Source organism: Nonomuraea sp. NPDC047529 (genome assembly GCF_040642995.1).
GTDB lineage: Bacteria > Actinomycetota > Actinomycetes > Streptosporangiales > Streptosporangiaceae > Nonomuraea.
The window spans coordinates 41,273-64,650 of the sequence record NZ_JBEYTJ010000050.1 but is presented as its reverse complement, the minus strand read 5'-3'; the positions used below and the strand labels follow the sequence as shown (position 1 = coordinate 64,650).

Annotated in this window: 22 protein-coding genes and 3 pseudogenes; 18 read left to right on the top strand and 7 right to left on the bottom strand. The window is 69.8% G+C overall.

Annotated features, from left to right (window positions below):
- Positions 1–20 precede the first annotated feature (20 nt).
- Both ABZ815_RS46140 and ABZ815_RS46135 read right to left on the bottom strand, forming a co-directional pair.
- Positions 21–1,274, bottom strand: coding sequence for an ROK family transcriptional regulator (locus ABZ815_RS46140; RefSeq protein ID WP_357708173.1), 1,254 nt, complete (start codon positions 1,272–1,274; stop codon positions 21–23).
- A complete protein-coding gene (locus ABZ815_RS46135; protein ID WP_357708171.1) occupies positions 1,267–2,871 on the bottom strand; it encodes a hypothetical protein in 1,605 nt (534 codons plus the stop codon). The genes ABZ815_RS46140 and ABZ815_RS46135 overlap by 8 nt, the downstream gene beginning before the upstream one ends.
- Positions 2,872–2,937: 66 nt before the next feature.
- Here ABZ815_RS46135 and ngcE point away from each other — a divergent pair, with 66 nt between their 5' ends.
- From ngcE to ABZ815_RS46075, 12 genes and pseudogenes are all read left to right on the top strand, one after another.
- Positions 2,938–4,326, top strand: a complete 1,389-nt coding sequence (gene ngcE / locus ABZ815_RS46130; protein ID WP_357708170.1) for an N-acetylglucosamine/diacetylchitobiose ABC transporter substrate-binding protein — start codon at positions 2,938–2,940, stop codon at positions 4,324–4,326.
- A gap of 12 nt (positions 4,327–4,338) precedes the next feature.
- A complete protein-coding gene (locus ABZ815_RS46125; protein WP_357708169.1) occupies positions 4,339–5,250 on the top strand; it encodes a sugar ABC transporter permease in 912 nt (303 codons plus the stop codon).
- Positions 5,250–6,152, top strand: coding sequence for a carbohydrate ABC transporter permease (locus tag ABZ815_RS46120; protein ID WP_357708168.1), 903 nt, complete (start codon positions 5,250–5,252; stop codon positions 6,150–6,152). The genes ABZ815_RS46125 and ABZ815_RS46120 overlap by 1 nt, the downstream gene beginning before the upstream one ends.
- Positions 6,153–6,841: 689 nt before the next feature.
- Positions 6,842–7,687 carry an SAM-dependent methyltransferase gene (locus tag ABZ815_RS46115; RefSeq protein WP_357708167.1) on the top strand — a complete coding sequence of 282 codons (846 nt, stop codon included), beginning with the start codon at positions 6,842–6,844 and terminating at the stop codon, positions 7,685–7,687.
- Between the two features lie 201 nt (positions 7,688–7,888).
- Positions 7,889–8,263: a hypothetical protein gene (locus ABZ815_RS46110; protein ID WP_357708166.1), complete on the top strand. Its 375-nt coding sequence runs from the start codon at positions 7,889–7,891 to the stop codon at positions 8,261–8,263.
- Between the two features lie 272 nt (positions 8,264–8,535).
- Positions 8,536–8,658 (top strand): annotated as a pseudogene (locus ABZ815_RS46105) (zinc ribbon domain-containing protein); the annotation flags it as partial.
- A gap of 147 nt (positions 8,659–8,805) precedes the next feature.
- On the top strand, positions 8,806–9,243 hold the full coding sequence (locus ABZ815_RS46100) for a hypothetical protein (protein ID WP_357708187.1): 438 nt from the start codon (positions 8,806–8,808) through the stop codon (positions 9,241–9,243).
- On the top strand, positions 9,240–11,483 hold the full coding sequence (locus ABZ815_RS46095) for a DUF87 domain-containing protein (protein WP_357708165.1): 2,244 nt from the start codon (positions 9,240–9,242) through the stop codon (positions 11,481–11,483). The genes ABZ815_RS46100 and ABZ815_RS46095 overlap by 4 nt, the downstream gene beginning before the upstream one ends.
- Positions 11,471–12,355, top strand: coding sequence for a hypothetical protein (locus ABZ815_RS46090; RefSeq protein WP_357708164.1), 885 nt, complete (start codon positions 11,471–11,473; stop codon positions 12,353–12,355). The genes ABZ815_RS46095 and ABZ815_RS46090 overlap by 13 nt, the downstream gene beginning before the upstream one ends.
- A gap of 77 nt (positions 12,356–12,432) precedes the next feature.
- Complete coding sequence (locus ABZ815_RS46085) at positions 12,433–12,939, top strand: hypothetical protein (protein WP_357708162.1); 507 nt, start codon at positions 12,433–12,435, stop codon at positions 12,937–12,939.
- A gap of 11 nt (positions 12,940–12,950) precedes the next feature.
- Positions 12,951–14,387 (top strand): hypothetical protein, encoded by a 1,437-nt coding sequence (locus ABZ815_RS46080; protein WP_357708160.1) that lies wholly within the window; start codon positions 12,951–12,953, stop codon positions 14,385–14,387.
- 119 nt (positions 14,388–14,506) lie between these two features.
- Positions 14,507–15,304 carry a maleylpyruvate isomerase family mycothiol-dependent enzyme gene (locus ABZ815_RS46075; RefSeq protein ID WP_357708159.1) on the top strand — a complete coding sequence of 266 codons (798 nt, stop codon included), beginning with the start codon at positions 14,507–14,509 and terminating at the stop codon, positions 15,302–15,304.
- Positions 15,305–15,351: 47 nt separating this feature from the next.
- Here ABZ815_RS46075 and ABZ815_RS46070 read toward each other — a convergent pair whose 3' ends face one another.
- Both ABZ815_RS46070 and ABZ815_RS46065 read right to left on the bottom strand, forming a co-directional pair.
- Entirely contained in the window at positions 15,352–15,555 is a 204-nt protein-coding gene (locus tag ABZ815_RS46070; protein WP_357708158.1) for a hypothetical protein, read from the bottom strand.
- Between the two features lie 240 nt (positions 15,556–15,795).
- Positions 15,796–16,069 (bottom strand): annotated as a pseudogene (locus tag ABZ815_RS46065) (transposase); the annotation flags it as partial.
- A gap of 339 nt (positions 16,070–16,408) precedes the next feature.
- Between ABZ815_RS46065 and ABZ815_RS46060 the strand changes: the two are divergent.
- The gene (locus ABZ815_RS46060) at positions 16,409–17,080 is read left to right on the top strand and encodes an NAD(P)H-binding protein (protein WP_357708157.1); all 672 of its coding nucleotides are present in this window, start codon (positions 16,409–16,411) and stop codon (positions 17,078–17,080) included.
- A gap of 31 nt (positions 17,081–17,111) precedes the next feature.
- Positions 17,112–17,501 carry an antibiotic biosynthesis monooxygenase family protein gene (locus ABZ815_RS46055; RefSeq protein WP_357708156.1) on the top strand — a complete coding sequence of 130 codons (390 nt, stop codon included), beginning with the start codon at positions 17,112–17,114 and terminating at the stop codon, positions 17,499–17,501.
- Between the two features lie 50 nt (positions 17,502–17,551).
- Here ABZ815_RS46055 and ABZ815_RS46050 read toward each other — a convergent pair whose 3' ends face one another.
- Positions 17,552–18,016 (bottom strand): DoxX family protein, encoded by a 465-nt coding sequence (locus ABZ815_RS46050; RefSeq protein ID WP_357708155.1) that lies wholly within the window; start codon positions 18,014–18,016, stop codon positions 17,552–17,554.
- 28 nt (positions 18,017–18,044) lie between these two features.
- On the bottom strand, positions 18,045–18,503 hold the full coding sequence (locus tag ABZ815_RS46045; RefSeq protein WP_357708153.1) for a carboxymuconolactone decarboxylase family protein: 459 nt from the start codon (positions 18,501–18,503) through the stop codon (positions 18,045–18,047).
- A 135-nt stretch (positions 18,504–18,638) separates the two neighbouring features.
- Here ABZ815_RS46045 and ABZ815_RS46040 point away from each other — a divergent pair, with 135 nt between their 5' ends.
- The 4 genes and pseudogenes from ABZ815_RS46040 to ABZ815_RS46025 all read left to right on the top strand — a co-directional run bounded on the left by ABZ815_RS46040 (position 18,639) and on the right by ABZ815_RS46025 (position 22,881).
- Complete coding sequence (locus ABZ815_RS46040; RefSeq protein ID WP_357708151.1) at positions 18,639–19,517, top strand: sigma-70 family RNA polymerase sigma factor; 879 nt, start codon at positions 18,639–18,641, stop codon at positions 19,515–19,517.
- A gap of 739 nt (positions 19,518–20,256) precedes the next feature.
- A pseudogene (locus ABZ815_RS46035) lies at positions 20,257–20,889 on the top strand (SAVMC3_10250 family protein); the annotation flags it as partial.
- A gap of 836 nt (positions 20,890–21,725) precedes the next feature.
- Positions 21,726–22,277, top strand: coding sequence for a hypothetical protein (locus ABZ815_RS46030; RefSeq protein ID WP_357708150.1), 552 nt, complete (start codon positions 21,726–21,728; stop codon positions 22,275–22,277).
- 217 nt (positions 22,278–22,494) lie between these two features.
- Positions 22,495–22,881, top strand: coding sequence for a hypothetical protein (locus ABZ815_RS46025; RefSeq protein WP_357708149.1), 387 nt, complete (start codon positions 22,495–22,497; stop codon positions 22,879–22,881).
- 6 nt (positions 22,882–22,887) lie between these two features.
- Here ABZ815_RS46025 and soxR read toward each other — a convergent pair whose 3' ends face one another.
- Positions 22,888–23,376, bottom strand: coding sequence for a redox-sensitive transcriptional activator SoxR (soxR, locus tag ABZ815_RS46020; protein WP_357708147.1), 489 nt, complete (start codon positions 23,374–23,376; stop codon positions 22,888–22,890).
- Positions 23,377–23,378: the final 2 nt, after the last annotated feature.

Below are 23,378 nucleotides of genomic sequence, written 5' to 3'. Positions count from 1 at the left end.
AGCGACGGCGGGCACGCTGATCATCCGGCCGGGCGGTCTCCCGGGGGTGGGCGGAGGCGGTCGACGGCGGGCGCGGCGTGCACGGCGTACTCGCCGAGGAGCTGGCCGTGCGCCTGTTCGAGGCTGAGGACGGCCGCGCCGAGCGTGGTGGCCAGCGCGCCGACGACGCTGCCGGACACGGCCACGAACTCGTGCAGCGGCCGCACCGCGGCCTGCACCGCCGCGACGACCTCGGGCGCGTCCCCGATCTCTCCTCCGATGACCACGAGGTCGGGGTCGACGACGGCCGCGAGCGCCGCGCACGCCCTGGCGACGTCCAGCACGTACGCGTCCAGGACGGCCTTCGCCTCGGCCGAGCCGGCGGCGACGTCGGCCAGGATGGCCCGGACCACCTCGCCGACGGAGGCGTCGGAGGCCACGGCCGCCCGGGACCGGTAGGAGTCGACCAGTCGGGAGGCCGCCAGGCGGTCCTCCATGGCGTGCCGCGAGGTCTGCTCGGCGCCGTCGGCCCACGGGAACGGCAACCGCGACAACTCCCCCGCCGCGCCGTGCGCGCCGCGCACCAGGCGGCCCTCGTTGATGATCCCGGCGCCGACGCCGACGCCGAGCTGCAGGTAGGCGAGGCTCGGCACGTCGGCCCCCGCGCCGATCCGCATCTCGGCCACCGCCGAGCAGTTGACGTTGTTCTCCAGCCGGATCGGGCCGTCGTAGTGGCCGGCGAGCGCGTGGAGCAGCGTGGCGACCGCGCCCTGCTCGCGACCGGCGTCGGCGGCGGTGACCTGGCGGCGTCCGGTGTCGATGATCTGCGGAAGCGCGATCGTCACGGCCCGCAGCCTGCCCCGGCGGCGCGGGTCCGCGCACCAGGCGGCGAGCTGCGCGGCCGCCCGCTCCATGATCGGCGCGGTGGGCTCGCGCCGGCGGGCGGCGCCGGGACGGCCGGGTTCGGCGAGGGAGACGTGCTCGGTGTCCGCCCCGGCGAGGTCGACGGCCATCAGCTCGACGTGCGAGCTGCCCAGGTCGATGCCGAGCGCCCAGCCGACCTCGCCGGCCGCCTCGAACATCACGGCCGGCTTGCCCGTGGCCGGCACGTGCCGGCCGTTGCGGTGCAGGTAGCCGGCCTTCTCCAGGGAGCTGACCGCGTCGTTGACGCTCGGCTTGGACAGGCCCGTCGCCGTGAGCAGCCGCGGCCGGGTGGTCGAACCGTGGCCCAGCGTGTGGCTCAGCACGTGCCGCTGGGTCGGGGGCAGTTCCGCGGCGCGGGTGTCGTCAGCCAACCGGGGTCTCCTTCGCGGCGGTGAGGGCGCGCACCGCGGCGGCCGCGCTCGCCCGCGACGCGCCGAAGGTGCGGATCACGCCGGTGGCACGCGGGTAGGGCGTGCCCGGATATCCCATGTCGACGACGACCAGCCGGGGCGCGCGCAGGCGTTCGAAGACGGCAGCGCTGCCGGGATGGCGGGGCAGATCCCGTACCACGGCGATCACGATATCGGAGTCGGCGAGCTCCGGAAGATCGGGAAGGTGCTCGATCGGCGGGGCCAGGACGTGGTCGGCGAACTCGACGCCGGCCTCACGCAGCTCGGGCCCGATCCCCCAGGGGACGGGACCCGCGGCGATGGACGTGCGGTCGTCGAAGGTCAGCACGTGGACGCGCCCTCCGCCGAGCGAGACGTCACCCTCGACGACGGTCGCTCCCCACGCCGCCCGTACGCCGGCCGCCCGCTCGGCCGCTGTGTCGGCCGCGCCGGGCACGCCCGGGACGCCGGGGTACGCGCCGGCCATCGCGCGGACACGCCGGTTGGCCTCCTCCAGCCGCTCGACGCTCAGCTCGCCGGATTCGGCGGCGGTCCCGACCTTCGTGTCGATGCGGGTGAACACCGGGTCCTCGGGGCGGCGGCCGGTGGCCGCGCACGCCTCCTGGACGACCATCTGCCAGATGACGGTGGCGGCGACGGCCAGCTCGGCGTCCGTCATGCCGGGCAGGTGGATCTGGTGGAGCGGGCCGGTCCCGTCGTAGGCGACCGGCTCGGCGCCGAGGAGGTGCACGGTGGCGCCGTGGTCGGCGAGCTGCCGGGCCAGCAGCGCCTCGCCACCGCGGTCGACGATCAGGTGGACGCTCCCCGGCCGCGCGCTGTCCATGAAACCGTGCAGGTACGAGCGGGTGTCGAAGCTCGCGGCGGGCACCGCGGCGCCCTCGCGGAGCAGCAGGGCCCCGCCCTCGGCCGCGGCCATCCCGGCCCCCGAGGAGATCAGGTCGGCGTGACCGGCCGCCAGCACGTCGGCGGCGATGCGGGCGGCGTCCCCGCGCCGCCGGTCGATCACCTCGGCCAGCCGCGGCCCGAAGGCGGCCCAGCGCTCGGCGTCGAGGTCGCCGGTCAGGTGCCCGGCCAGCATGGCCATGGCGAGCGCGGTCGCGGTGAAGCCGACGGTGGACACCCGGGAGTCGGCGACGCCGCCCAGCCACAGGCTCCGCGGCGTCAGGCCGGCCACGGGCGAGGGCACCCGGTTGACGACGCTCATGCGCGACCGCTCGGGCACCGCCGTCAGGGCGCGCACGATCTCGACGCTGCGGCCCGACTGGGAGACCCCCAGGTACGTCGTCCCCGGCCGCACCTGGGCCGCGGTGAAGTCGGCCCCGGTCAGCTGCTCGCACGGGACGCCGCGGGCGGTGAGCCCCGCCACCAGCACGTGGGCGGCGGCCCTGCTGGCCCCGATCCCGAACACGACCAGGCGGTCGGCGCCGGCGCCCCCATGGCGGCCGAGCTGCTCCGGCAGGGCGGCGGCGAGGGCCGTCAGAGCCTCGGGCTGGCCGCGGAACGCCTGGTCGAAGGAGTTCCACGGTGGAGCGGAAGAACTGCCTGTTGCTGTAGCCATGTTAGTAAGGTAGCTTACCTTACTCAGGATCGTCAAAGGAGCACGATTCCTGTGGAGGTGTACCGAATGAACGACCGTCCGTCGCAGCCCAGCCCGACCCGCCGTTCGGTCCTGGCGTTCATGACCCTGGCCCCCGTGGCGGGCGCGCTGGCCGCGTGCGCCACGCCGGGCGGGCGCCAGGCCCCCGCCGCGACCCCGACGGGACGCGCCGTCGCGGGCAACCCGTTCGGGGTCGCGTCAGACGCGCCCGTGGAGATCGTCGTCTTCGACGGTGGCTACGGCCAGACCTACATCAAGCGCCCGATCGAGCTGTACCGCAGCAAGCACCCCAAGGCGGACATCAAGCAGTCGGCGACCCAGCAGATCCAGCAGAGTCTGCAACCCCGCTTCGTCGCCAAGAACCCGCCGGACGTGGTGAACAACTCCGGCTCCAACGCCATCGACTACGGCGCGCTCGTCGGCGACAAGGCTCTCCTGCCGCTCGCGCCGCTGCTGGCCGCGCCCTCGTGGAGCGCTCCAGACGTGACCGTGGCCGACACCCTGCGGCCCGGCGTGGTCGAGGTGGGCACGCACGGCGGCGAGTTCCTGGTGCTCAACATCTCCTACGGCGCCTACGGCGCGTGGCACAGCTCGTCGCTGTTCAAGGAGAAGGGCTGGACCTACCCCCAGACCTGGGACGCCTACCTCGACCTGTGCGAGAAGATGGCCACCGCGGGCATCGCGCCCTGGGTCTACCCCGGCCAGTTCCCGTACTACATGTTCTGGTGGCTCGCTTCGATGATCTACAAGGTGGCCGGCAAGGAGGTCGTCGAGAAGATCAACAACATGGAGAAGGACGCCTGGACCGACGAGCGGGCCGTGGCCGCGCTGAAGGCGTTCGAGGCCGTCCCCGCCAACGGCTGGGTGCTGAAGGGCAGCTCCGGGCTCAACCACACCGACGCCCAGATGCAGTTCCTCCAGGGCAAGGCGGGGTTCGTGCCGGGCGGTTCGTGGCTGGAGAAGGAGATGGGCGACAGCGTCCCGGCCGGCTTCGACATGTCGATCTGCCGCGTCCCGTCGATCACCACCGCCGACGACCGGCCGTTCGGCGCGCTGTGCGCCAAGGCGGGCGAGCCGTACGTCATCCCGCGCGACGCCGCCAACACCGCCGGCGGCCTGGAGTTCCTGCGGGCGATGCTGGCCGACGACAGCGCCGCCGGCTTCATCGCCCAGGCGGGCACCCTGTCGGCCAACCGCAGGGCCGAGCTGCCCGGGGACGCCAAGCACGGGCTCGCGTCGATCAACGCCGCGCTGGCCGAGGCCGGCGACAACGTCTTCGGGGTCAAGCTCGACACCCGCAACAGCCGCCTGTGGAACGACATCGCCAAGGTGATGGGCCGCTTCATGAACGGCGACGTGAAGGCCGCCCAGCTCGCCACGGAGGCCCAGCGCCTCACCGACGCGGCCCGGCGCTGAGGCGGACGAACCATGCGCAACCGGCACCAGAGCCGCATCATCATCGGCTTCCTGGCCGCGCCCGTCCTCCTCTACACGGTGTTCGTGGCCTCGCCCTACGTCCAGGCGTTCTACATCGCCCTGACCGACTGGCGCGGCCTGTCGGCCGAGCTCGGCTTCGTCGGGCTCGGCAACTTCGCCGAACTGGCCGGCGACCCGGTGTTCTGGAAGGCCCTCGGCAACAACGTGATCCTCCTGGTGACGCTGCCACTCGTCACCATCGGGCTGGCGTTGTTCCTGGCCTTCATGCTCAACGTCGCGGGCGGCCCCCGCGGCGGGGAGATCCGGGGCGTCAGGGGCGCCGCCTTCTACCGGGTCGTCTACTTCTTCCCGTACGTGCTGTCGATCGCGATCATCGGCGTGTTGTGGATGAACGTCTACAACCCCATCAACGGCCTGCTCAACGGCGCGCTGCGGGCCGTCGGCCTCGGCGGGGTGCAGCCGTCGTGGCTCGGCGACGAACGGCTGGCCTTCTGGGCCGTGCTCGCCGTGCTGGTCTGGAACGGCGTCGGCTTCTACGTCGTGCTGTTCACCGCCGGCATCAAGGCCATCCCCGCCTCGCTGCTGGAGGCCGCGGTGCTCGACGGCGCCTCCAGGACACAGGTCTTCTTCCGCATCACGATCCCGCTGATCTGGGAGAACATCAGGACGGCCGCCGTCTACCTGGGAATCGCCGCCCTCGACGCCTTCGCCGTCGTTCAGATCATGACCGGCGGCGGGCCGAACGACTCCACCCAGGTCGGCTCGTTCTACCTCTACCAGAACGCGTTCTCCTACGGCCGGTTCGGCTACGCCTCGGCGATGGGCGTCGTGCTCTTCGGCGTCACCCTGGCCCTGTCCGCGTTCACGCTTTCCGCGACCCGCCGAGAGAGGATCGAATTCTGATGGCCATCGCCACGCATGAGCGGGTGAGCGGGCGGACGGCCGCGGGCCCGCGCGGGTCGCGGTCCGGGCGGCGCGGTTCCGTCGGCCCGACGGTCGCCGTCGCGCAGGCGTTCCTCGTCCTGTGGGCCGTGGTGTCGGTCCTGCCGCTGGTCTGGGCGGTCGTCAGCGCCTTCAAGTCCGATCCCGAGATCGTCGCGGACGCGTGGTCGCTGCCCGGAGCCCTGCGCTGGGAGAACTTCGCCCGCGCCTGGGAGACCGCCTCGATCGGGACGTACTTCGGCAACACGGTCGTCGTGGTCGGCGGCGGCGTCGCGCTGACGCTGCTGCTGTCGGCCATGGGCGCCTACATCTTCGCCCGCTTCGAGTTCCGGCTCAAGAACGTCCTGTACTACTTCTTCATCGCCGGGATGACCTTCCCCGTCTTCATGGCGCTGGTCCCGCTGTTCTTCGTCGTCCAGAACCTCGGGCTCGGCAACTCGCTGCCCGGGCTCATCCTCGTGTACACGGCGTACTCGCTGCCGTTCTCGATGTTCTTCCTGGTGGCCTTCTTCCGGACGCTGCCCGAGGAGGTCGCCGAGGCCGCCAAGCTCGACGGGTGCGGCGAGGCGCGCATCTTCTTCCGGGTCATGTTGCCGCTGGCCCGGCCGGGGCTCATCAGCGTCGGCATCTTCAACTTCATCGGCCAGTGGAACCAGTACCTGATCCCCCTGGTCCTGGTCAGCGACGACGACAAGTTCGTCCTGTCCCAGGGGCTGGCCAACCTGGCGGTCGAGCAGGGTTACGCCGGTGACCGTTCGGGGCTGTTCGCGGGCCTGACCATCGCCATGGCGCCGATCCTCATCGTCTACGCCCTCCTCCAGGGCCGGATCCAGGCGGGCATGACGGCGGGCGCGCTGAAGTGACCCGTGCGAGAAAGCACTCTCACTCGCGGGAGGGAGACCGGGAAAAGGGGCCGCTTCCCAGCGTGGGCGGCCATGAAAGCGCACGTACGGCCGGCGCTGCCGGCCGCGCCGGCCGTTCGTGTGCTGGGACGGTCCGTCCCGCCCCCTGGGCCAGGGCGGCGACCGTCGGCCTCAGGCGGCCCCGATCGCTTCCGGACTGCCGTCCATCACCGGCGGACGGCTCCGCGCATCGGGGAGCCCTGTCGTCCGCGTCACGCCGGCCTGCTCGCCTCACGTCTTCAAGCGGCTGACCGGCAAGTTCGCCGGACAACCCAAGATGGCCGTCGAGAAGCAGGTGCGTGCGGTCAGGTCCGGCGGCTCGCGCGCGTCCGAACTCTCGGCGGTCGTCGCCAGTCAGCCTCAACCCGGCCACAAGTCCCAAGCGCAATCCTCGGCCCCATGCGCGTGAACAAGGTGGGAGGTCCTCGAACCGAGCCTGCACGCGCTGCGCGCCACCGCCGACCCGCTCTTCGACGGCGACCCCGCCAGGGCGGCCGAGGCGTCCGCCGACCATTCCGCGGGCCGCTCCCCCGTCCCCGACCGCCACACCCGCAAGAAGAGCGAGCCCTCTTCTCGCTGAGCCAAGGATGTTGTCGTTCCAGGTGGGATTCGCCGGATCCCGCCCCCTGAATCCCGCTAACGTGGGGCACATGGCAGTTGATCAACACGGAGGTGCGGGGGTGGCCGGCGACAGGCGGACGGGGGTCGATCTCAGGACGCACGTGCCGCACTCGGCGCGGGTCTACGACTACCTCCTGGGGGGCAAGGACAACTTCGCGGCCGACCGCACGGCGGCCGAGGAGGTCATCAAGATAGCCCCCTACATGCCGACGTCCGTACGCGCCAACCGCGACTTCATGGTCAGGGTGACCCGCCATCTGGCGGCCGAGCGCGGCGTCGACCAGTTCATCGACATCGGCACCGGGCTGCCCACCTCGCCCAACCTGCACGAGGTGGCCCAGCAGGCCGACCCCGCCGCCCGGGTCATCTACGTGGACAACGACCCGCTCGTCCTCGTACACGCCCGCGCCCTGCTCACCAGCACCCCGGAGGGCAGAACCCGCTACATTCAGGCCGACCTGAACGACCCCGACGCCATCATCGGCTCGGCCGAGGTCCGCGACACCTTCGACTTCACCCGTCCCGTCGCGCTGTGCCTGATCGCCGTGGTGCACTTCATCCGCGACGACTCCGACGTCCGCTCGATCATCGAGCACCTGATGAAGCCGCTGCCGCCGGGCAGCTTCCTGGCCCTGTCCACCATCACGCTCGACAGCGCGCCGAGCAGGCTGGTGAGCGAGGCCGTCGCCCAGTACAACCGGCGCGGCATCATGTCCAAGGCCCGTACCAGAGCGCAGATCGAGGAGTTCTTCACCGGGTTCGAGCTCATCGAGCCGGGTGTGGTGCCGGTGCACCGGTGGCGGCCCGACGACCAGGCGCTGCTCGTGGAGGACTCCATGGTCTCGATGTACGGCGGGCTCGCCGTCAAGGCCTGACCGGCGTCTGGAGGGCGGTGGTCTGAACTCGGTGATGCGCATGACTCGCGCGGCCAGGGCGTAGAGGGCGGCGCCGATCGCCGCGGCGAGTATCCGGGGGTGGATGTCGAGAAGGCGGTGTCCGTCGCGAGTAACGCCGGGTAAGGCCAGGGCCCCGGGGCGAGGCGAGGCAGTTCAGCGGTGGCTGGTCAGGATCGCGTGGTGGTCGATGTCGTGAGGGCCGTGCGGGTCGATGTGGATGTTCGCCCGCCTTCAAACGGGCGATCTCGTGGATGGCGGGTCGATCACGTTATTGCGCTTGACCTCACGGTCACGACCGCCTTCTCCTTCCTGGGGCTGCTCCCCCGAACCGATCGTGACAAGGAAATCGAAATCTTGGTGTCGCGGCACCAGCTGATGGTGATGCGACGGCAGGTGACCAAGCCCGCGTTCACGCCGACTGATCGGCTCCCCTCTCGCTGCGCTGCTTCACCGCCTGCCGACGAACAGCGCGACTCGCGGGCGTGGACGCCGCTTGCTGGTGTTGCGGCCGGCATGAGAGAACGTCTCGTGGGGCTACCGGCGCATTCACGATGAGCCGGCCGCGCCCGGTCTCAAGCTTGCCGCTTCCACCGTGTGGGAGACCCTCAACTCGCACGACATTGATCCGTCTCCCGACCGGACCGCCACCACCTGGGCCACGTGCCCGCGCAGCCAAGCAGGCGCCCTCGACCGATCGTCCCGGTCCCCCTGCACTGGGCCCCCCGCACCCGCGCCTCCATGGAACGACGTACCCAAGGCAGCCTGTCCAAGAAGGAGTGGACGTGACCCTCCCAAGAGGCACGGGCTATCCTTGACCTGGGGGAACAATGCACTGCCGATCTTGTGGGTACGAGAGCCTCGCCGACTCGGCATACTGCGAACGCTGCCGAGCGGCGCTGACCCGCCCATGCCACTCCTGCGGCGAACCGGTCCCATCGGACGCGGAGCGCTGTCCCGCGTGTGCCAAGCCCACGATCGCCCAGCAGCGCCCACCCCCGCCCGCACCCCCCACGCCGCTCCACGCATCAGCACCGGCGCGGCCCCAGGCACCAGCGCCGGCGCCGCAACCGGCGGTACCTTCCACGCCGGCCCGCGACATGCCCGCCCCGGCGGGAGGTCAAGCCGGTCAGACCGCCCGGTTCACCGGCATTGTCCGCGACTTCCAGCAACGCCGGGATCGGTCGCTGGGAAACACCGATATCGAAGAAGAAATCTGGCACTTCCGTATCGAACGGTACGACCCGAGCGGCAACCGCCTGACCCCGATCCCCGTGGAGATGACGGGCCTGTCCTTCGTGGGCGCTCTGAGCAACGGCGACCACGTCACCGTCGAGGGTAAGTGGCGCGAAGGCACGCTACGAGTCGAGGAGGTCGCCAACCTCACCACCAACGCCCGCGTCCGCGCCAAGTCCTATCGCCGGCTGCGCATCGTCGTGGCCGTCGTGGTCATCACCTTCTTCGTGATCATTGTCACGATCATCCTCAGCAGCGTCATCTCCATGTGTTCATCTCCATGGCCACCGGAGCTGTCATGACCGTCGATCCTGTGAGCACGGCCGCCGTCGACTATCTCCAGCGGGTGCGGCTCATGCCACCACTGCCCGGCGCCACGGGAAGCATGGCGCCCCTGGCCGCGCGCCGCCTCGTCCACATCGCCGGAACCGGGCAGCCGGTGCGTGAATCGGTACCGGAGCCGGACCTCTCGCCGCCGGACGGCAAGCGGGCTCCCGAGCCCGGCTTCACCCTTCCCACGCTGCCTCTCCTGGTCGGCCTGGCCGGCGCGGGCACGCCGGTGGCGTTCCTGCTGGACGGTCACGGCGACGACGTGTCCGTGCGGATGGGCACCCGGGCCGGCGACGGGCCGGGAGCGGCGGACGACACCGCGGTCGAGGCGGCAGCCGAGGCACGGCAGGCCATGCTGCTGGCCGTCCTGGACGGCTGCTACCCAGCCTTGAGCATCAACGCCGCCGGGGTCGCCACACCACGGCTGGACCATGGCGCGCTCGTGCTCGGCGTGCCCAGCCCGGCCACGGTGGACCCCAGGGACGGAGGGCTGCCGATCGACCGGCTGGTGCGGTCGATGATCGGCCTGCGGTGGGCCGCTCTCGTGCTCGCCACGCCGGTCGATGCCGACACGCTCGGCGCCGACCGGAACCGGGTGCTCAACGAGATGCGGGCGGTCGCCGTGGCCGTGGATGCGGCGGGCATCAGCAGCCCGCTGGCCGAGCACTACCTGAGCATGCTGCAAGCGCGCCTGGACGCACTCTCCGACGCGCAGGCCCGTGGCGGCTGGCGCACGGCCGTGTACCTGTTCGGTGCCGCCTCCGGCGACCTGACCGCCCTGGCCGCCGCATGGCGGGCGGTGCACTCGGGCATCAGGTCCATCCCCGAGCCGGTGCGTACGATCCCGCACCCCCTGGCCGCCGAGCTGGGAGCCCGCTGGGCGCTGCCCGACGCCCCCGAGCAGCCTGGACCCAACCTTTACCAGCACCCCTACGGAGCACAGACCTTGCTGAGCTCGGCGCAGCTGTCGGCATACGTGCACCTGCCGAACCTGGAGACGCCCGGCTTCGCGATCACCCGAGCGGCACGTTTCGACACGGTGGTCCCGCGGGTCGACAGCGGGGAGCCGCAGGTGCCCCTGGGGCAGGTGCTCCAGCATCGTCAGCCGATGGGCGGCGCCTACACGATGCCGCTGCGCTCGCTCACCCGCCACGTCTTCGTCCCGGGCACCACCGGTTCGGGCAAGACCAACACCATCATGGGCCTGCTGGTGGAAGCGGGCGCGCAGGGCATTCCGTTCATGGTGATCGAACCCGCCAAGACGGAGTACCGCGCTCTGATCGACCATCCCGCTCTCGGCCGGGACGTGCAGATCTTCACCGCCGGCAAGGCCACCGTCGCGCCGTTCGTCCTCAACCCGTTCGAGGTGCCGGCGGGCACCACCGTCAGCGAGCATCTCGACCTGCTGAGGGCCGTGTTCAACGCGGCCTTCGGGATGTGGACCCCGCTCCCCCAGATCCTTGAACGGTGCCTGCACGAGGTGTACGTCGACCGGGGCTGGGATCTGCGTACCAACGCCAACATCCGGCTCGGCGAGCTGACCGGGACGCACGACGCCTTCCCCAAGGTCGGCGAGGTCATCCCCGCACTGGGCTACGAGGACCGCATCGCCGGCGACATGCGCGCCGCCCTGCTCACCCGCCTGGAGTCGCTGCGCCACGGCGCCAAGGGCGCGATGCTCGACGTGGCCCGGTCCTTGCCGCCCGAGGTGCTGTTCGACCGGCCGACCGTGGTCGAACTCGACGCTCTGGGCGACGAGGGGGACAAGGCGTTCGTCACCGGGCTGCTGCTGATCCGCCTGGCCGAGCATCGCCGCGCCCGAGGCCAGTGCCAGGATCTGGTGCACCTCCTGGTCGTGGAGGAAGCACACCGGCTGCTGGCCAACGTGCGCACGGACAGTTCGGAGGAGTCGGGCAACCCGCGTGGTCAGGCCGTGGAGACCTTCTCCAACCTGCTGTCGGAGATCCGCGCCTACGGCCAGGGGGTCGTCATCGCCGACCAGGTGCCGGTCCGGCTGGCGCCCGACGTGATCAAGAACACCAACCTGAAGATCGCGCATCGCATCATCGCAGCCGATGACCGTACTGCGCTGGCCGGAGCCATGGCGATGGACGAACAGCAGGCCAAGGCCCTGATCACCCTTCAGACCGGCGAGGCCGCCGTCTTCGGCGGGGCGACGACGCGCCCCTGCTGGTACGAATGCCGCTGGTGAAGGACCCGCTGTCGCCGCAGCCCCCGCCGGACGACCGGGTGCAGCAGCACATGGCGCGCTGGCGGCAGGAAGGCTCGCTGGCCGCGCTCTTCCTGCCGCGGCCGTTCTGCGCCGAGACGTGCGCCGATCCGGCGACGTGCGACACCGCCCGGCTGCTGGCCGGCGACGAGTACGTCCAGCGTGTCACCTCCCGACTCGTCACCTCCGTCATCGACGAGGCGGGCGCCCTGGACCGCCTGTGGGACGACCTCGTCTCCACCCTTGGCGCCCGGCGCCCGCCCACCGTTCCCGCCGACGCGCTGCTGCGGGCGTTCGCCGGGCACGGGACCGACTGGCTGGCCACCCGGCGCGGAGCCCAGCGCGCCTGGTCCTACAGTGACACGGCCGAGTTGCGTGACCGGCTGCGCGCCGTCCTGCTGGACCGGCTCGACAACCAGGGCCGCGACGAGGCCGCGCTCATCGGCGCGCTGCAGCAGACGGCCCACCGCCTGCATGCCCGACAGGGCGAGCCGTACCCGGCCTGTCATCTGGTGTGCACCCAGGACCCGGCCCTGTGCCTGTACCGCTCGGCGGTCGCCGATCTGGTCAACAGCGGCCGCTATCAGCCCGGATGGCTGGAGGCCGACAGCATCGACGCCGTCTCGGAGGACAAGCGGCGGCGCCGCACCTGGGAGGTCTGTCAGGACGCCGCGTACGAACTGATCGAATTCCCCTCCGATGAGCTGCCGGAACCGGCCAGAACGGCACTGGACACGGCGGCCCGCAGGGTGTGCCTGTGCTTCGAGCAGCAGATGCTCGCCGACGACCGCCGCAAGGCTCCACGCAGCGGCCGGCGCATCGTGGCCAGGGTGATCGAGGAGGCGGGTCTGTGATGGCCGGCCGGCCCCGGGGCGGGGGTAGCGATGCTGCCGCCGTCCTGGAGGGGTTGGAACAGTCCAGCAGGGAGGTCATGGAACTGGCCGCCAATGCGCTGGAGGCATCGGGCGCGCCAGGGGCGAGCGAGGCCGCGGCGGTGATGCGGCGCGCCTACGACGCGGCCGGCGCACAGCTCAAAGAGGGGCAGAAGTTCTGCTCCAGTGGAGGCAAAACCGCGGGCCTCGGCATCGGAACTGGCGGCGAAGCCGACATATCAGCCGAGAAAGCATCGGGAAACTCCATGCTCGCGGCGGGGTCGTCGAAGACGCAGTTCGGTGAGGGCATCGACCTGGGGGCCCGCCTTGACGCACCGCAAGGTTTCGAGCAGAAGACGCTGGGATTCGAGTACCTGTGCGAGCGCGGCACCCCAGGCTCCGACCACGAGCAGCACGAGTCAAAGGAAGGGGCCATCTCCCTTCCCGACAAGTCGGACACCTCCACCCAGGTGCCCGAGCCGGGGCTGGCGGCCCGCCCCGCCGAGGCGTCGGCGAACCCCGAACAGATCGACTCCTTCCGCAAGAAGGAACTCGGCACGGGATAGGAGGAGCGGCCATGTCGGAACGAGATCTCGAGCAGACCCAACACTCCACCGACAAACCGGAAGGGACGGAGAGCGCGGCCAGCTCCGAACGGCCCAGCCTGAACTCCCGCGAATCGACCACCGAGCAGCCCAAGCCGGAGGGCCGCGAACAGTCCGCCTCCGGGCCCGACGATCGTGATCGTCCCGACCTGCCTGACACGCCGAGTCACGCCTCCGGGAACGCCGGAGGGCTGGCGAGCCCGGAGAACCGTACGCTGCCCGGCAAACTGAACGAACCTGCGCAGTGGGATGACGCGGTCCAGCGGGGTCCGGTCTCGGAGAACGCCGTACAGCTGTGCGGCGAACAGCAGCCCACCGGCGCCGATGGCATGAGCGGCCCGGAGGCCACCTCCTCCAAAGGCACCTCTCCGGCAGATGCGACGCAGACCGCCGATCCGCGCGTGAGCCAGCCGAAGGACGCCGGTACGCCGGGCAAGGGCCCAGAAACCGGCGGCCCCGGCAAGACCGGCGAGAAGGCCGGCAAACCGGAAACCCCGGGCCCGGACGGACGGACCGAGTCCCAGATCCGAGCCGACCTCGAACAGCGGTCCGGCAAGAGCTACTCCCAGCTCGTCATGGAACTCGGCCGCGGCCCTCTCGACCCCGCCAAGATCTCGCCCCGGCAGGTGGAGCAGGAACTGGAGAGCAAGAAGGCGCTGCCCACGAGAGACACCAAGGAACCGACCGTCATCGGCAATGTCCTGGTCCCGCATGAATACCAGGCCGGCCGGTACGTCACCGAAGGCCGGGTGGGGCCCGAGTCCAAGGTCGAGGCCGCCTCCAAGGCCGGGCAGGAAGCCGTTCGCAAGGACTTCGTGTCCGGAGTCGCCGGAGGCATGGCAGGGGGAAGGCCGGGCTCAGCCTCCGAAGGGCTGGTCAAGCCCGCGCCCGAGGTCTCACGCGGCTACGAGCCGCGACCGGCCCAGACGTACGAACCGAGGCAGGGAGCCTACAAGCCGGAGGCTCCCTCGACCGTACGCTCGATGGCAGGCCCCAGCGCGGGCGAGATGAGTGCCGCGAAGGGCTTCCAGAACGAGAAGGCGGTCGCCGACCTCACCGGCGGCAGCCTGGCCAGGGACAACCGGGCCGCCTCGATCAGTGAAGGCGGTGCCCTGAAGGACACCGAGATCCGCTACACCCTGCCCAACGGCCAGGGTGGCGTCGCCAAGGTCGACGTGCTGGGGCCCAAAGGGGAGCTGATCCAGGTCGGCGGCCCCGCCAAGGCTGAGAATCTGTCGAAGACCATCGGCGACCTCACGCATCTGCAGCGGGCGGCGGAGTCCCGTGGTGTCAACGCGGAGGCGTACTTCACCAGGGACACTCCGAAGGCCGTCCTGGAAGCGGCCGGCAAGGTGCTGGGCAACGACCACGTGCACACCTTCGACCGGCCCGACTACCGCTTCCGGTAGACCGCGCGTCGACGGTCCTGCTCACGCAGAGCCAGGATGGGACAGCACTTCGACCTCGTGCGCATTGAGTGGACCGCTCCGCTTACCGGTCTCGGAATCGACGGTGATAGACATCCCGCGTGGAAAAGACTCTTGAGTTCCCTGACCTGCTGCGACTGATCCATGAACGGTCGACCGCCTTCCGGGCCGCGGTCGCCGCCGCACCCAGTCTCGACGCACAGGTGCCGACCTGCCCCGAGTGGAAGCTGTTTGATCTGGTGAAGCACCTGGGTGGGGGAGACCGTTTCTGGGCCGCCATCGTCGGCGCGGGTCCTGCCGACGCTCCCCCTGCCGAAGCCACCGCCGCGCGCGCCGCTCTGGAAGTGCCGCGGGAGCGCGAGGCCCTGCTGGCCTGGCTGAAGGAGTCGACGCAACTTCTGCTGGGCGTCCTGCGGGAGGCGGGCCCGGACGCCGGCTGCTGGGCGTGGTGGAGTGCCCTGCAGACGCCACGGACCTCCGGCGGAGTCGCCCGGCACAGGGTTCAGGAGAGCGCGGTGCACACGTACGACGCCCAGCTCGCCGCGGACGCCCCGCAGCCGGTGCCGGCCGAGGTCGCCCTCGACGGTGTCGAGGAGTTCCTGTTCACCTGTGTCGCGACGCCCAGCGCCTGGCCGCACAGGCCCACGGCCTTCGACTTCCACGCCGCCGAGGGCCGCTCCTGGCGCCTCACGGTCGACGGCGACGGCGCACGCTCTACCCGCATCCCCGCGCCCGCTGCCGCGACCGGCGAGGAATCGGACGCAGCCGGCGCCTCCATCCATGGCACGGCCAGTGAACTGGTCCTCTACTTGTACGACCGTATCCCGGCCGGCTCCTTGCACGTTGACGGAGACGCAGGGCTGCTTGACCTGCTCCGCGCCTGGGAGCCGGAGGAGTAGACCCGGCGCTCGGGTCCGCGCGCCGGACGCGGAGAAGGAGCCGCCGGTCAGCGGGCGGCGACCGTGGCCGACAGGGCCAGGGTGGCGGCGCCTCGGGCGTGGCCGCTGTCGTCCCAGGGGCGGACCATGATCTCCACTCCCGACAGCACGCCGCTCTCCAACGCCGGCCGGAACCCGGGCTCCAGATACGGCCACAGCACGTGGCTCTCGCCGATCACCGCCAGCGCCCGTACGGCCAGGACGTTCACCACGCCCGCGGCCGCCCTCCCGAGCGTTCATAGATACGCACCAGGCGGCGGTAGCGGACCAGCCAGGCAAACGTCCTTTCCACCACCCGCCTGCGGGGCAGCACCACGAAGCCTCGCAGGTCGTCGCTGCGCTTGACGATCGTGACGGCCAGGCCGAGGATCTGCCGGGTTCAGACCTGCAGCCGTCCGGCGTAGCCGCCATCAGCCCAGACCAGCGTGATGGTGGAGAACTTCCGGCGCAGCAGCGACAGGACCGGATGCGCCGTCGCGGTCCTGCACGGACGCGGCGGTGACCATCACGCACAACAGCAGCCCGAGGGTATCCACCACGACATGCCGCTTCTGCCCGTTGAGCCAGCAGGCGCAACCCCCGCAACCTCCCGGCCAGCCGCTCGGGCAGACCACGCCGCGACCAGCGCAGGAAGAACGCATACACCGCCTCATGTGGTGGGAAGTCGACCGGCGGGGCCCGCCACTCGATCCGGTACCGGGTCACATAGCCGATCGCGTCCAGCATCGCTCGTAGGTCATGCACCATCGGCCGGCCTGCTTGGTCGTCTGCTGGTCATGACCATGACTCCCGAGATCCGACGAATGTGGCCACTCCCGCTGTCACATTCTCGCCGTGCGCCGGGTCATGGAGGCGACGGAACGGGCTCGGCCGCCGACACCTCGCGAGAGTCGTCACCTTCGCCGTGCCCGCGTCGTCGTACAGGCGAAGACGAAACGCGAGCAAGTGGGTGTCCGTATATGTCAGCGACTGGGGCGTCTTCGAGGCTGTCCCGCCGGCCGCCGCCCACGCGCAGGGATCGCCTGCCTCGGCAACCCCCTTTCACGAACCCGGAGGGAATCGTCCATGAAACTCACCGTCTTCGGCGCCAGTGGCGGCGTCGGCCGGCAGCTGCTCGACCAGGCTCTGGCCAAGGGGCACGACGTCACGGCCGTCGTACGGAGTCCGGCCAAGCTGGACGGGAAGCCGGTCCGCGTCGTGCGTGCCGCCGATCTGGCCACGGCCGACGTCACGACGCTGCTGCCTGCCGTCGAAGGAGCCGATGTCGTTCTGTCGGCGCTCGGCCCGCCGAACAACGCCGCGGCCGGGGTGGCTTCCAAGGGCACCAAGGCGATCCTCGCGGCGATGCAGGTCGCCGGGACCCGTCGGCTGGTCGTGGTGAGCGCCGCCCCGGTGGGCACCACCCCCTCTCCCGGCCGCCCCAACCCGCCCCGGCACGACCCCGGCGACGGGCCGTTCCTGCGCTACGTGGTGTATCCGATCGTCAAGGCCGCGCTCCGTCCGCAGTACCTCGACCTGGCCGTCATGGAGGACGACGTGCGCGACAGCGGCCTGGACTGGACGGTGCTCCGGCCGGTGCAACTGACCGACAAGCCGGTGACCGGCGCTTACCGGACGGCGGTGGGACAGAACGTGCCGGGCGGCCGGTACGTCTCACGCGCCGACGTGGCCCACGCCATGCTTGCGGTGCTCGACCGGCCGGAAACGGTCGAGCAGGTCATCGGCATGGCGAACTGACCCTCTCCTCACCGATCACAAGGGAGAAATCGTGAATGAAGTTCCGATCACCCGTACCGAAACGCCGGTCGACGAGCCGATCACCATGATCAACGCCTTCACCGTCCCGGTGGAGGAGTCGGAGACGTTCCTGCCGCTGTGGATGGAGAACGCCGAGATCATGGCAAGACAGCCGGGATTCGTCCGGGCGCGGCTGCACCGATCGTTGATCGACGACGCCGAGCTGCGGTTCGTCAACGTGGCCCACTGGGAGAGCGGGAGGCGGCTCGAAGAGGCGCTGGCCAGACCCGAATGGCAGGAGAGCGCGCAGCGGCTGCTCAATGACCCCGGCCTGCACATCACCGCGCGGCCCAGCATCTACGAGGTCATCGTCGACCTCCAGCCCTCCCGCGACGGAAGCACCACGCCAGTGACGCGCTGAAGCCGGCACGGCCATGATCACGTGTCTGATCATGGCCATGCCGGTTTCTCCTACCGAACGGTCGACGCCCGTCCCACCGGCGGGCCCGGCGCCGCGCGGACGCTCCGGTCGTCGAGGGGGTGGAGAAGGTCCCGCCAGTCCGCCGGCCAGTTCGCCAGCGCCACGCCGATCATGATGATCAGGTGCAGCGGCGCCGACACCTCCTCATACAAGGGGGCGACGTCGATGAGGTGGGTCGTCACCGCGCCGATCAGCACGAACACCAGCCCCGCCGCGCCGACGAACCTGACCCGCCGCCGCGGGACGAGCATCATCAGCCCGAAGGCGAGCTCCAGGGCGCCGACCACGAACCGCATCCACGGCGGCCAGCCCCAGTCGACGAACTTCTCCGCGTAGGCCGGACCGAAGAAGGTCGGCCCAGGCCAGAACTTGGTGACGAAGCCGATGAAGAACGACGCGGCCAGATACCAGTAGAGGACTGTGGCGAGCCGTCGCGGCCAGGTACGTGCGGTCATGAGCCCTCCGTCGTGTTCGCCATGCGACTCAGCCCCACTTCTGGCCGGCGAGCTGCCGGGTGGTGACGTTGAGCCGGTTCGCCAGGTTCGTGACCGCGGCCATCAGGATGATCGCGGCCAGTCCCGCCTCGTCGTAATGCCGGGCCACCTCGTCCCAGATGTCGTCGGGGACCGGGTCGCTGCGGTCGGCGAGCCGGGTGGCGGCCTCGGTGAGAGCCAGCGCGGCCCGCTCGGCGTCGGTGAAGTACGGCGTCTCCCGCCAGGCGACGACCAGCCCCGTCCGCTCGTCGCTCTCGCCGCTCTTCCTGGCGCTACGGACCCCCGACTCCACGCAGGGGCCGCAACCGTTGATCTGGCTGGCGCGCAGGTGCACCAGCCCCAGCGTGGTCTCCGGCACGCCGCCCGTACGGGCGGCCTTGAAGAGCTCCTGGATGGGCGCCATCGCCGTCGGCAGGACGGCGGCGGGATTCTTCATCCGTGTCTGCATGTGTTTCTCCGCTTCATCGGCTGGACTTCCGCCCTGATGACTCGCCGCGAGGGGAGGTTGTGACAGCGCGCCGCCTGTCACATCTGCGCGGTCGTTTCCGTCATCTGTTACAGACAGCACGAGAGGGACGGCGTCATGGAGGAGAAGGACCTGCTGGCCGGTTGGTTCCAGCAGCATCGCGACCATCTGTGGGCGGTGGCCTACCGGCTGCTCGGCTCGGCGAGCGAGGCCGACGACGCGCTCCAGGAGGCATGGCTACGGCTCAGCCGCGCCGGCGTGGAGGACGTTCGGAACGTGCCGGGCTGGCTCACCACGATCGTCGCACGGGTGGCACTGAGCATGCTGCGCGATCGCCGGACGCGCCGCGAGGAGCCGCTACGCGTCTCCGGTCCGGACCCGATGGCCGGCCTTCGCGGGACGGACGATCCGGAGCACGAGGTGGTCGTCGCCGATTCGGTCGGCCTGGCTCTGCTGGTGGTGCTCGACATGCTCGCGCCGGCGGAACGAATCGCGTTCGTCCTGCACGACATGTTCGCCGTGCCGTTCGGCGAGATCGCCTTGATCGTGAACCGTTCGCCGGCCGCGGCCCGGCAACTGGCCAGCCGCGCCCGCCGGCGCGTACAGCACCCGGCGGCCCCGGAGGCCGGGACCGACTCCGTCAGACAGCGGGAGATCGTCGCCGCCTTCCGGGCCGCGTCCCGTGACGGTGACTTCGCGGCCCTGCTCGCGCTGCTCGACCCCGACGTGGAGATCAGCGCGGACCGCACCGCCGTGCTCTCCGGCGCGTCGAGGCTGGTACGAGGGGCGGACGGCGTGGCCGAGACCTTCGCCGGCCGGGCTCAGGCCGCCGAGCTCGCGCTCATCGACGGGGCGCCGGGTCTGGTGTGGGCGCCCGGTGGACGGCCACGGATCGTCTTCGCCTTCACCATCGCGAACGACCGGATCACACACGTCGGCCTGCTCGCCGACCCCGAATACCTGGAGGACATCGAACTGGTGATGCTCGGTGGGTAGGCGTCCGGCCGGGCCACCGACCACACGGTTCCCGGCGCGGAGCCGTCAGGCGAAGAACTGGGCCGGCGACCGGGATACCAGTCCGGGTCCGATTCTCAAGCTCGTCGCCGTCCCGGCGGCAGCCGCTGCGCTGCTGCTCGGCGCGGCGTCGGCCGCCGGCGCCACCCCCTTCCCCGACCCCGAGGACGTCACCCCGAGCCAGTGCATGGCGGGAGGTGGACAAGTCCGGAATGCGCCGCTCTCCGGTGATTTCTGCTGGGGCGGCACATGGCACGGGGAACTAGTCAATCCGAACCCCTCACCGGACAACTGAGTCGGTGACGCATGAGGGTTCGTCACCGAGCGGGCGCGGGCCCTCATCGTTGGCCGGCTTGGCCGTTACCCGACAGACGGCGCCACGGGTGCGGGCGCCCGCCCGCCGCCCTGCACCGGGCAGTTCTCGCAAGTCGGGACGGCCCACCTCGACGGCCCGCGGCCCCACCACGGGTCAAGGCAGCTGCCGCACGCCGACTCCGCTCAGGAATGATCTTGTCGGTATGAGCCGGCCACTCCGCCTCATGGCCGCCCGCAGACCAGTACCAGTGCCGCCATTGATCCGAGAAGCGCAACCGACCTCCCATGCCCAGCTCCAAGCTGTTACTGGACCTTGGCGCTGTTGCGCCCTCCACCGTGGTTGAGCCATCGAAGGGCCATCGTTTTCCAGCCGCCGCAGGATTCGAACTGGTGCCATGATTGGTCCATGCGGGAGCTTGTCTACGTGTCAGAGCGGAAGCTCAGGCAGTTCAGTCCAAGAAGATCCGCGAGTGGCTGGTGGCACCGGATCACCGGCCTGGCGATCAAAGGTCCATTTGGGTTGGGAGAGGCAAGTGTCTCGCTGGCCAACGGCACCTCAGTCCGCCACCTCAGTCTTGCTCAAGTCATCCGCCATATTGAGCGAGCCCATCGACCTCTTGCATCATATTTAGACGAGGCACTTAAGCCTGGCCAATGGATGAAGTTTGAGGCACGCATCAGTTACAAGTTTCGACGATGGGAGGACGGGCATGGGCAATCTCGCGCCATGCTCTTCTTTTGGGAGCCGACACCCCCTGATTCTCCGACGGTTACGCGTCTGCTCCTTCATGGGTCACCTGCTCATCTCGTCGGCGCCGCCGACGTTCCCGAAACCTCGTTCAGCTTCTCCCATGGCCCAGCTTTCGCCGAATGGCTAGCTACCATCGCCGAGGAGGAGAACGAGGCAATTCGCGAACGGATAATCAATGAAACCGCGAACCTGTCACCGTTCATAGACCCAGCAAAGTACGCTGGCCAAACACTACGCGATCTCGACCTAAGCTTACCGATTCAACGGACCCCTGGCGAGATCCTCCAGCACGAACTGAAGCGAAATGAGCCCACCGAGAGGTTCGTGGATGCGCTTGCATCACAGATGGCAGGTTGGATGGCCGGCTATGCTCAAGTGACCGCAGTCTTGCATCTCGATTCCAAGTTCGACACCGGCCAACTGGTAGTCGCCAGCCCTCTCTTTGTGGAACGACATTCGAACTCGTCGAGACGACGTCAACGCACAAACACCGCTTCCTGGCCCTCAACCGCGGGCCAGAGCGATACTTATCAGCAGCGAAATTCCGGTGCGAATATTCTCTGGCATCACTGCGCCTGCCGCTTCGTCTGGCCCATCACACCGTCACGAACGCGTTCACCGCGCTGCGGTCGCCCCCATGGGCGATCGGGACAAGGACATCGAGATCCCCGCCCAGCGCCACCAGATCACCGTCCTTGAACGCCAACTCGGCGCCGACACCAGAGTGCGATTCGCGCCCGAGGACCGAGCCTTCCTCGCCGCGCTCCTGACCTCGCTGCCCTGCGAGGTCCTCCGCCGGCTACGGCTGCTCATCCGCCCGGACACCGTCTTGCGCCGGCATCGCGATCTGATGAGACGTCGTCACGCTCGTACCTGTCGGCCGAAGCGGCCTGGCCGTCCACCCACCGTCCGCTCCATCCGTGCCCTCATCCTGCGTCTGGTTCGGGAGAACCTCCGCTGGGACTACCGGCGGGTCCACCGTGAGCTCGCCACACTGGGTATCAAGGTCGCGCCGTCCACAGTGCGGGAGAGCCTCAAGCAGGCAGGGCTTGATCCGGCACCCGAGCGGGCGTCCACCACGCGGGCGGACTGCCTGCGCTCGCAAGCCGACGCCCTGCCGGCCTGTGATTTCATTCGAAACCATCACCTTGAACGGGCAGCGCCAGTACATCCTGGCCGTCATCGAGCACACCACCAGACGGATCCGCTTGCTCGGCACCACCTCTCACCCAAGCGCCGACCGGGTCATCCAAGCGATCAAGAATCTGGTGATGGACCTGAACGACGCGGGCTGCCGGGCACGCTTCCTGACCCGAGATCGAGATGGGAAGTTTCCGGTTCTCATGAACGAGGCCCTCGCCGAAAGCGGCATCACGACGGTGCTCACTGGTATTCGGATGCCGCGGATGAACTCGATCACGGAGCAGTGGGTGCAGTCGTGCCGGCACGAGCTTCTCGACCGCTGCCTGATCGGGAACGAACGCCACCTTCGGCACGCCCTGCGCGAGTACGAACACTTCTACAAGCGGCACCGGGCCCATCCAGCCCTGAACCAAGCAGCCCCGCCGCGCACCGTCCCCGATCCGATCACGGCCCCAGCGCGAATCACCGATCTGAACGTACGCCGACGAGACCGGCTCGGCGGCGTTCTCCACGAATACTCACAAGCGGCTTGACCTGCGTGGATGGAATTTCCGGCAGGCGCAGATCCGCCAAGTACTGGCACGGGCGCGCCTGGGTCCGGCGCCGCGACGTGCCGATGACCGTTGGCGTGATTTCGTCCGCGCCCAGGCCGCGAGCACGCCGGCTTGTGATTTCTTCGCGTGGACACCGTCACGCCGCGCCGGTTGTACGTCTTCTTCGTGGTGGAGACCGGCACCCCGGTTCGTGCACGTGCTCGGCATGACCGCACACCCTGATGGCGCACGGGTCACCCAGCAAACCCGTAACCTTCTCGTCAATCTGGACCACGGGGCCAACACGGTCCGGTTCCTGCTTCGAGATCGGGACACGAAGTTCACCAGCAACAGCATTCACGTGCTGAAGATCCCGCCGCGGGCGCCTCGCGCGAACGCGTTCGCCGAGCGATGGGTCCGCACCACACGCACGGAATGCACCGACCGACTGCTGATCTCCGGCCAACGACACCTTCGCACCGTGCTCAACGAGATCAAGCGCCGCCACATCCTCGGCGGGCTGATCAACGAGTACCAGCGCACTGGCCAACCGACGAGGTACCGTCACAAATGCGCAGGTCAACGCCTCGGGCCTGGCTTTTGACACCCTTCAGGGTGTGCCTGGTCGTGGCAGCGCTCCCCGCACGTATTCGGGCTGTTGGAGTCGTACCGGGCCGGGCCCCTGCCCTTCGAGGGCGTCGTCGGGGTTGAGGAGCAGGCATGCTTTCATCGACAGGCAACCGCAGCCGATGCAGCCGATGAGTTCCTGTTCGAGGTTCTCGATGGCGCGGCGGCGTTCCTCGAGTTGCTTCTTCCAGATGCGGGAGACGCGCTGCCAGTCCTTGTGGGTGGGGGCACGGTCGGCAGGCAGGGTGGTGAAGACCTCGGCGACGTCCGACAGCGGGATGTGCAGGCGTTTGGCCACGATGATCAGGGAGATCCGGCGCAGCATGTGCCGGGAGAAGACCCGCTGGCCGCCGGCACCGCGTTCGCTGATGATCAAACCCTTGCGTTCGTAGAAGTGCAGCGCGGAGGCCGGCACGCCGGTCCGGCGGATGACCTCGCCGATCGTCAGGTGGTCCTCCGGGCTGGCGCGCATGG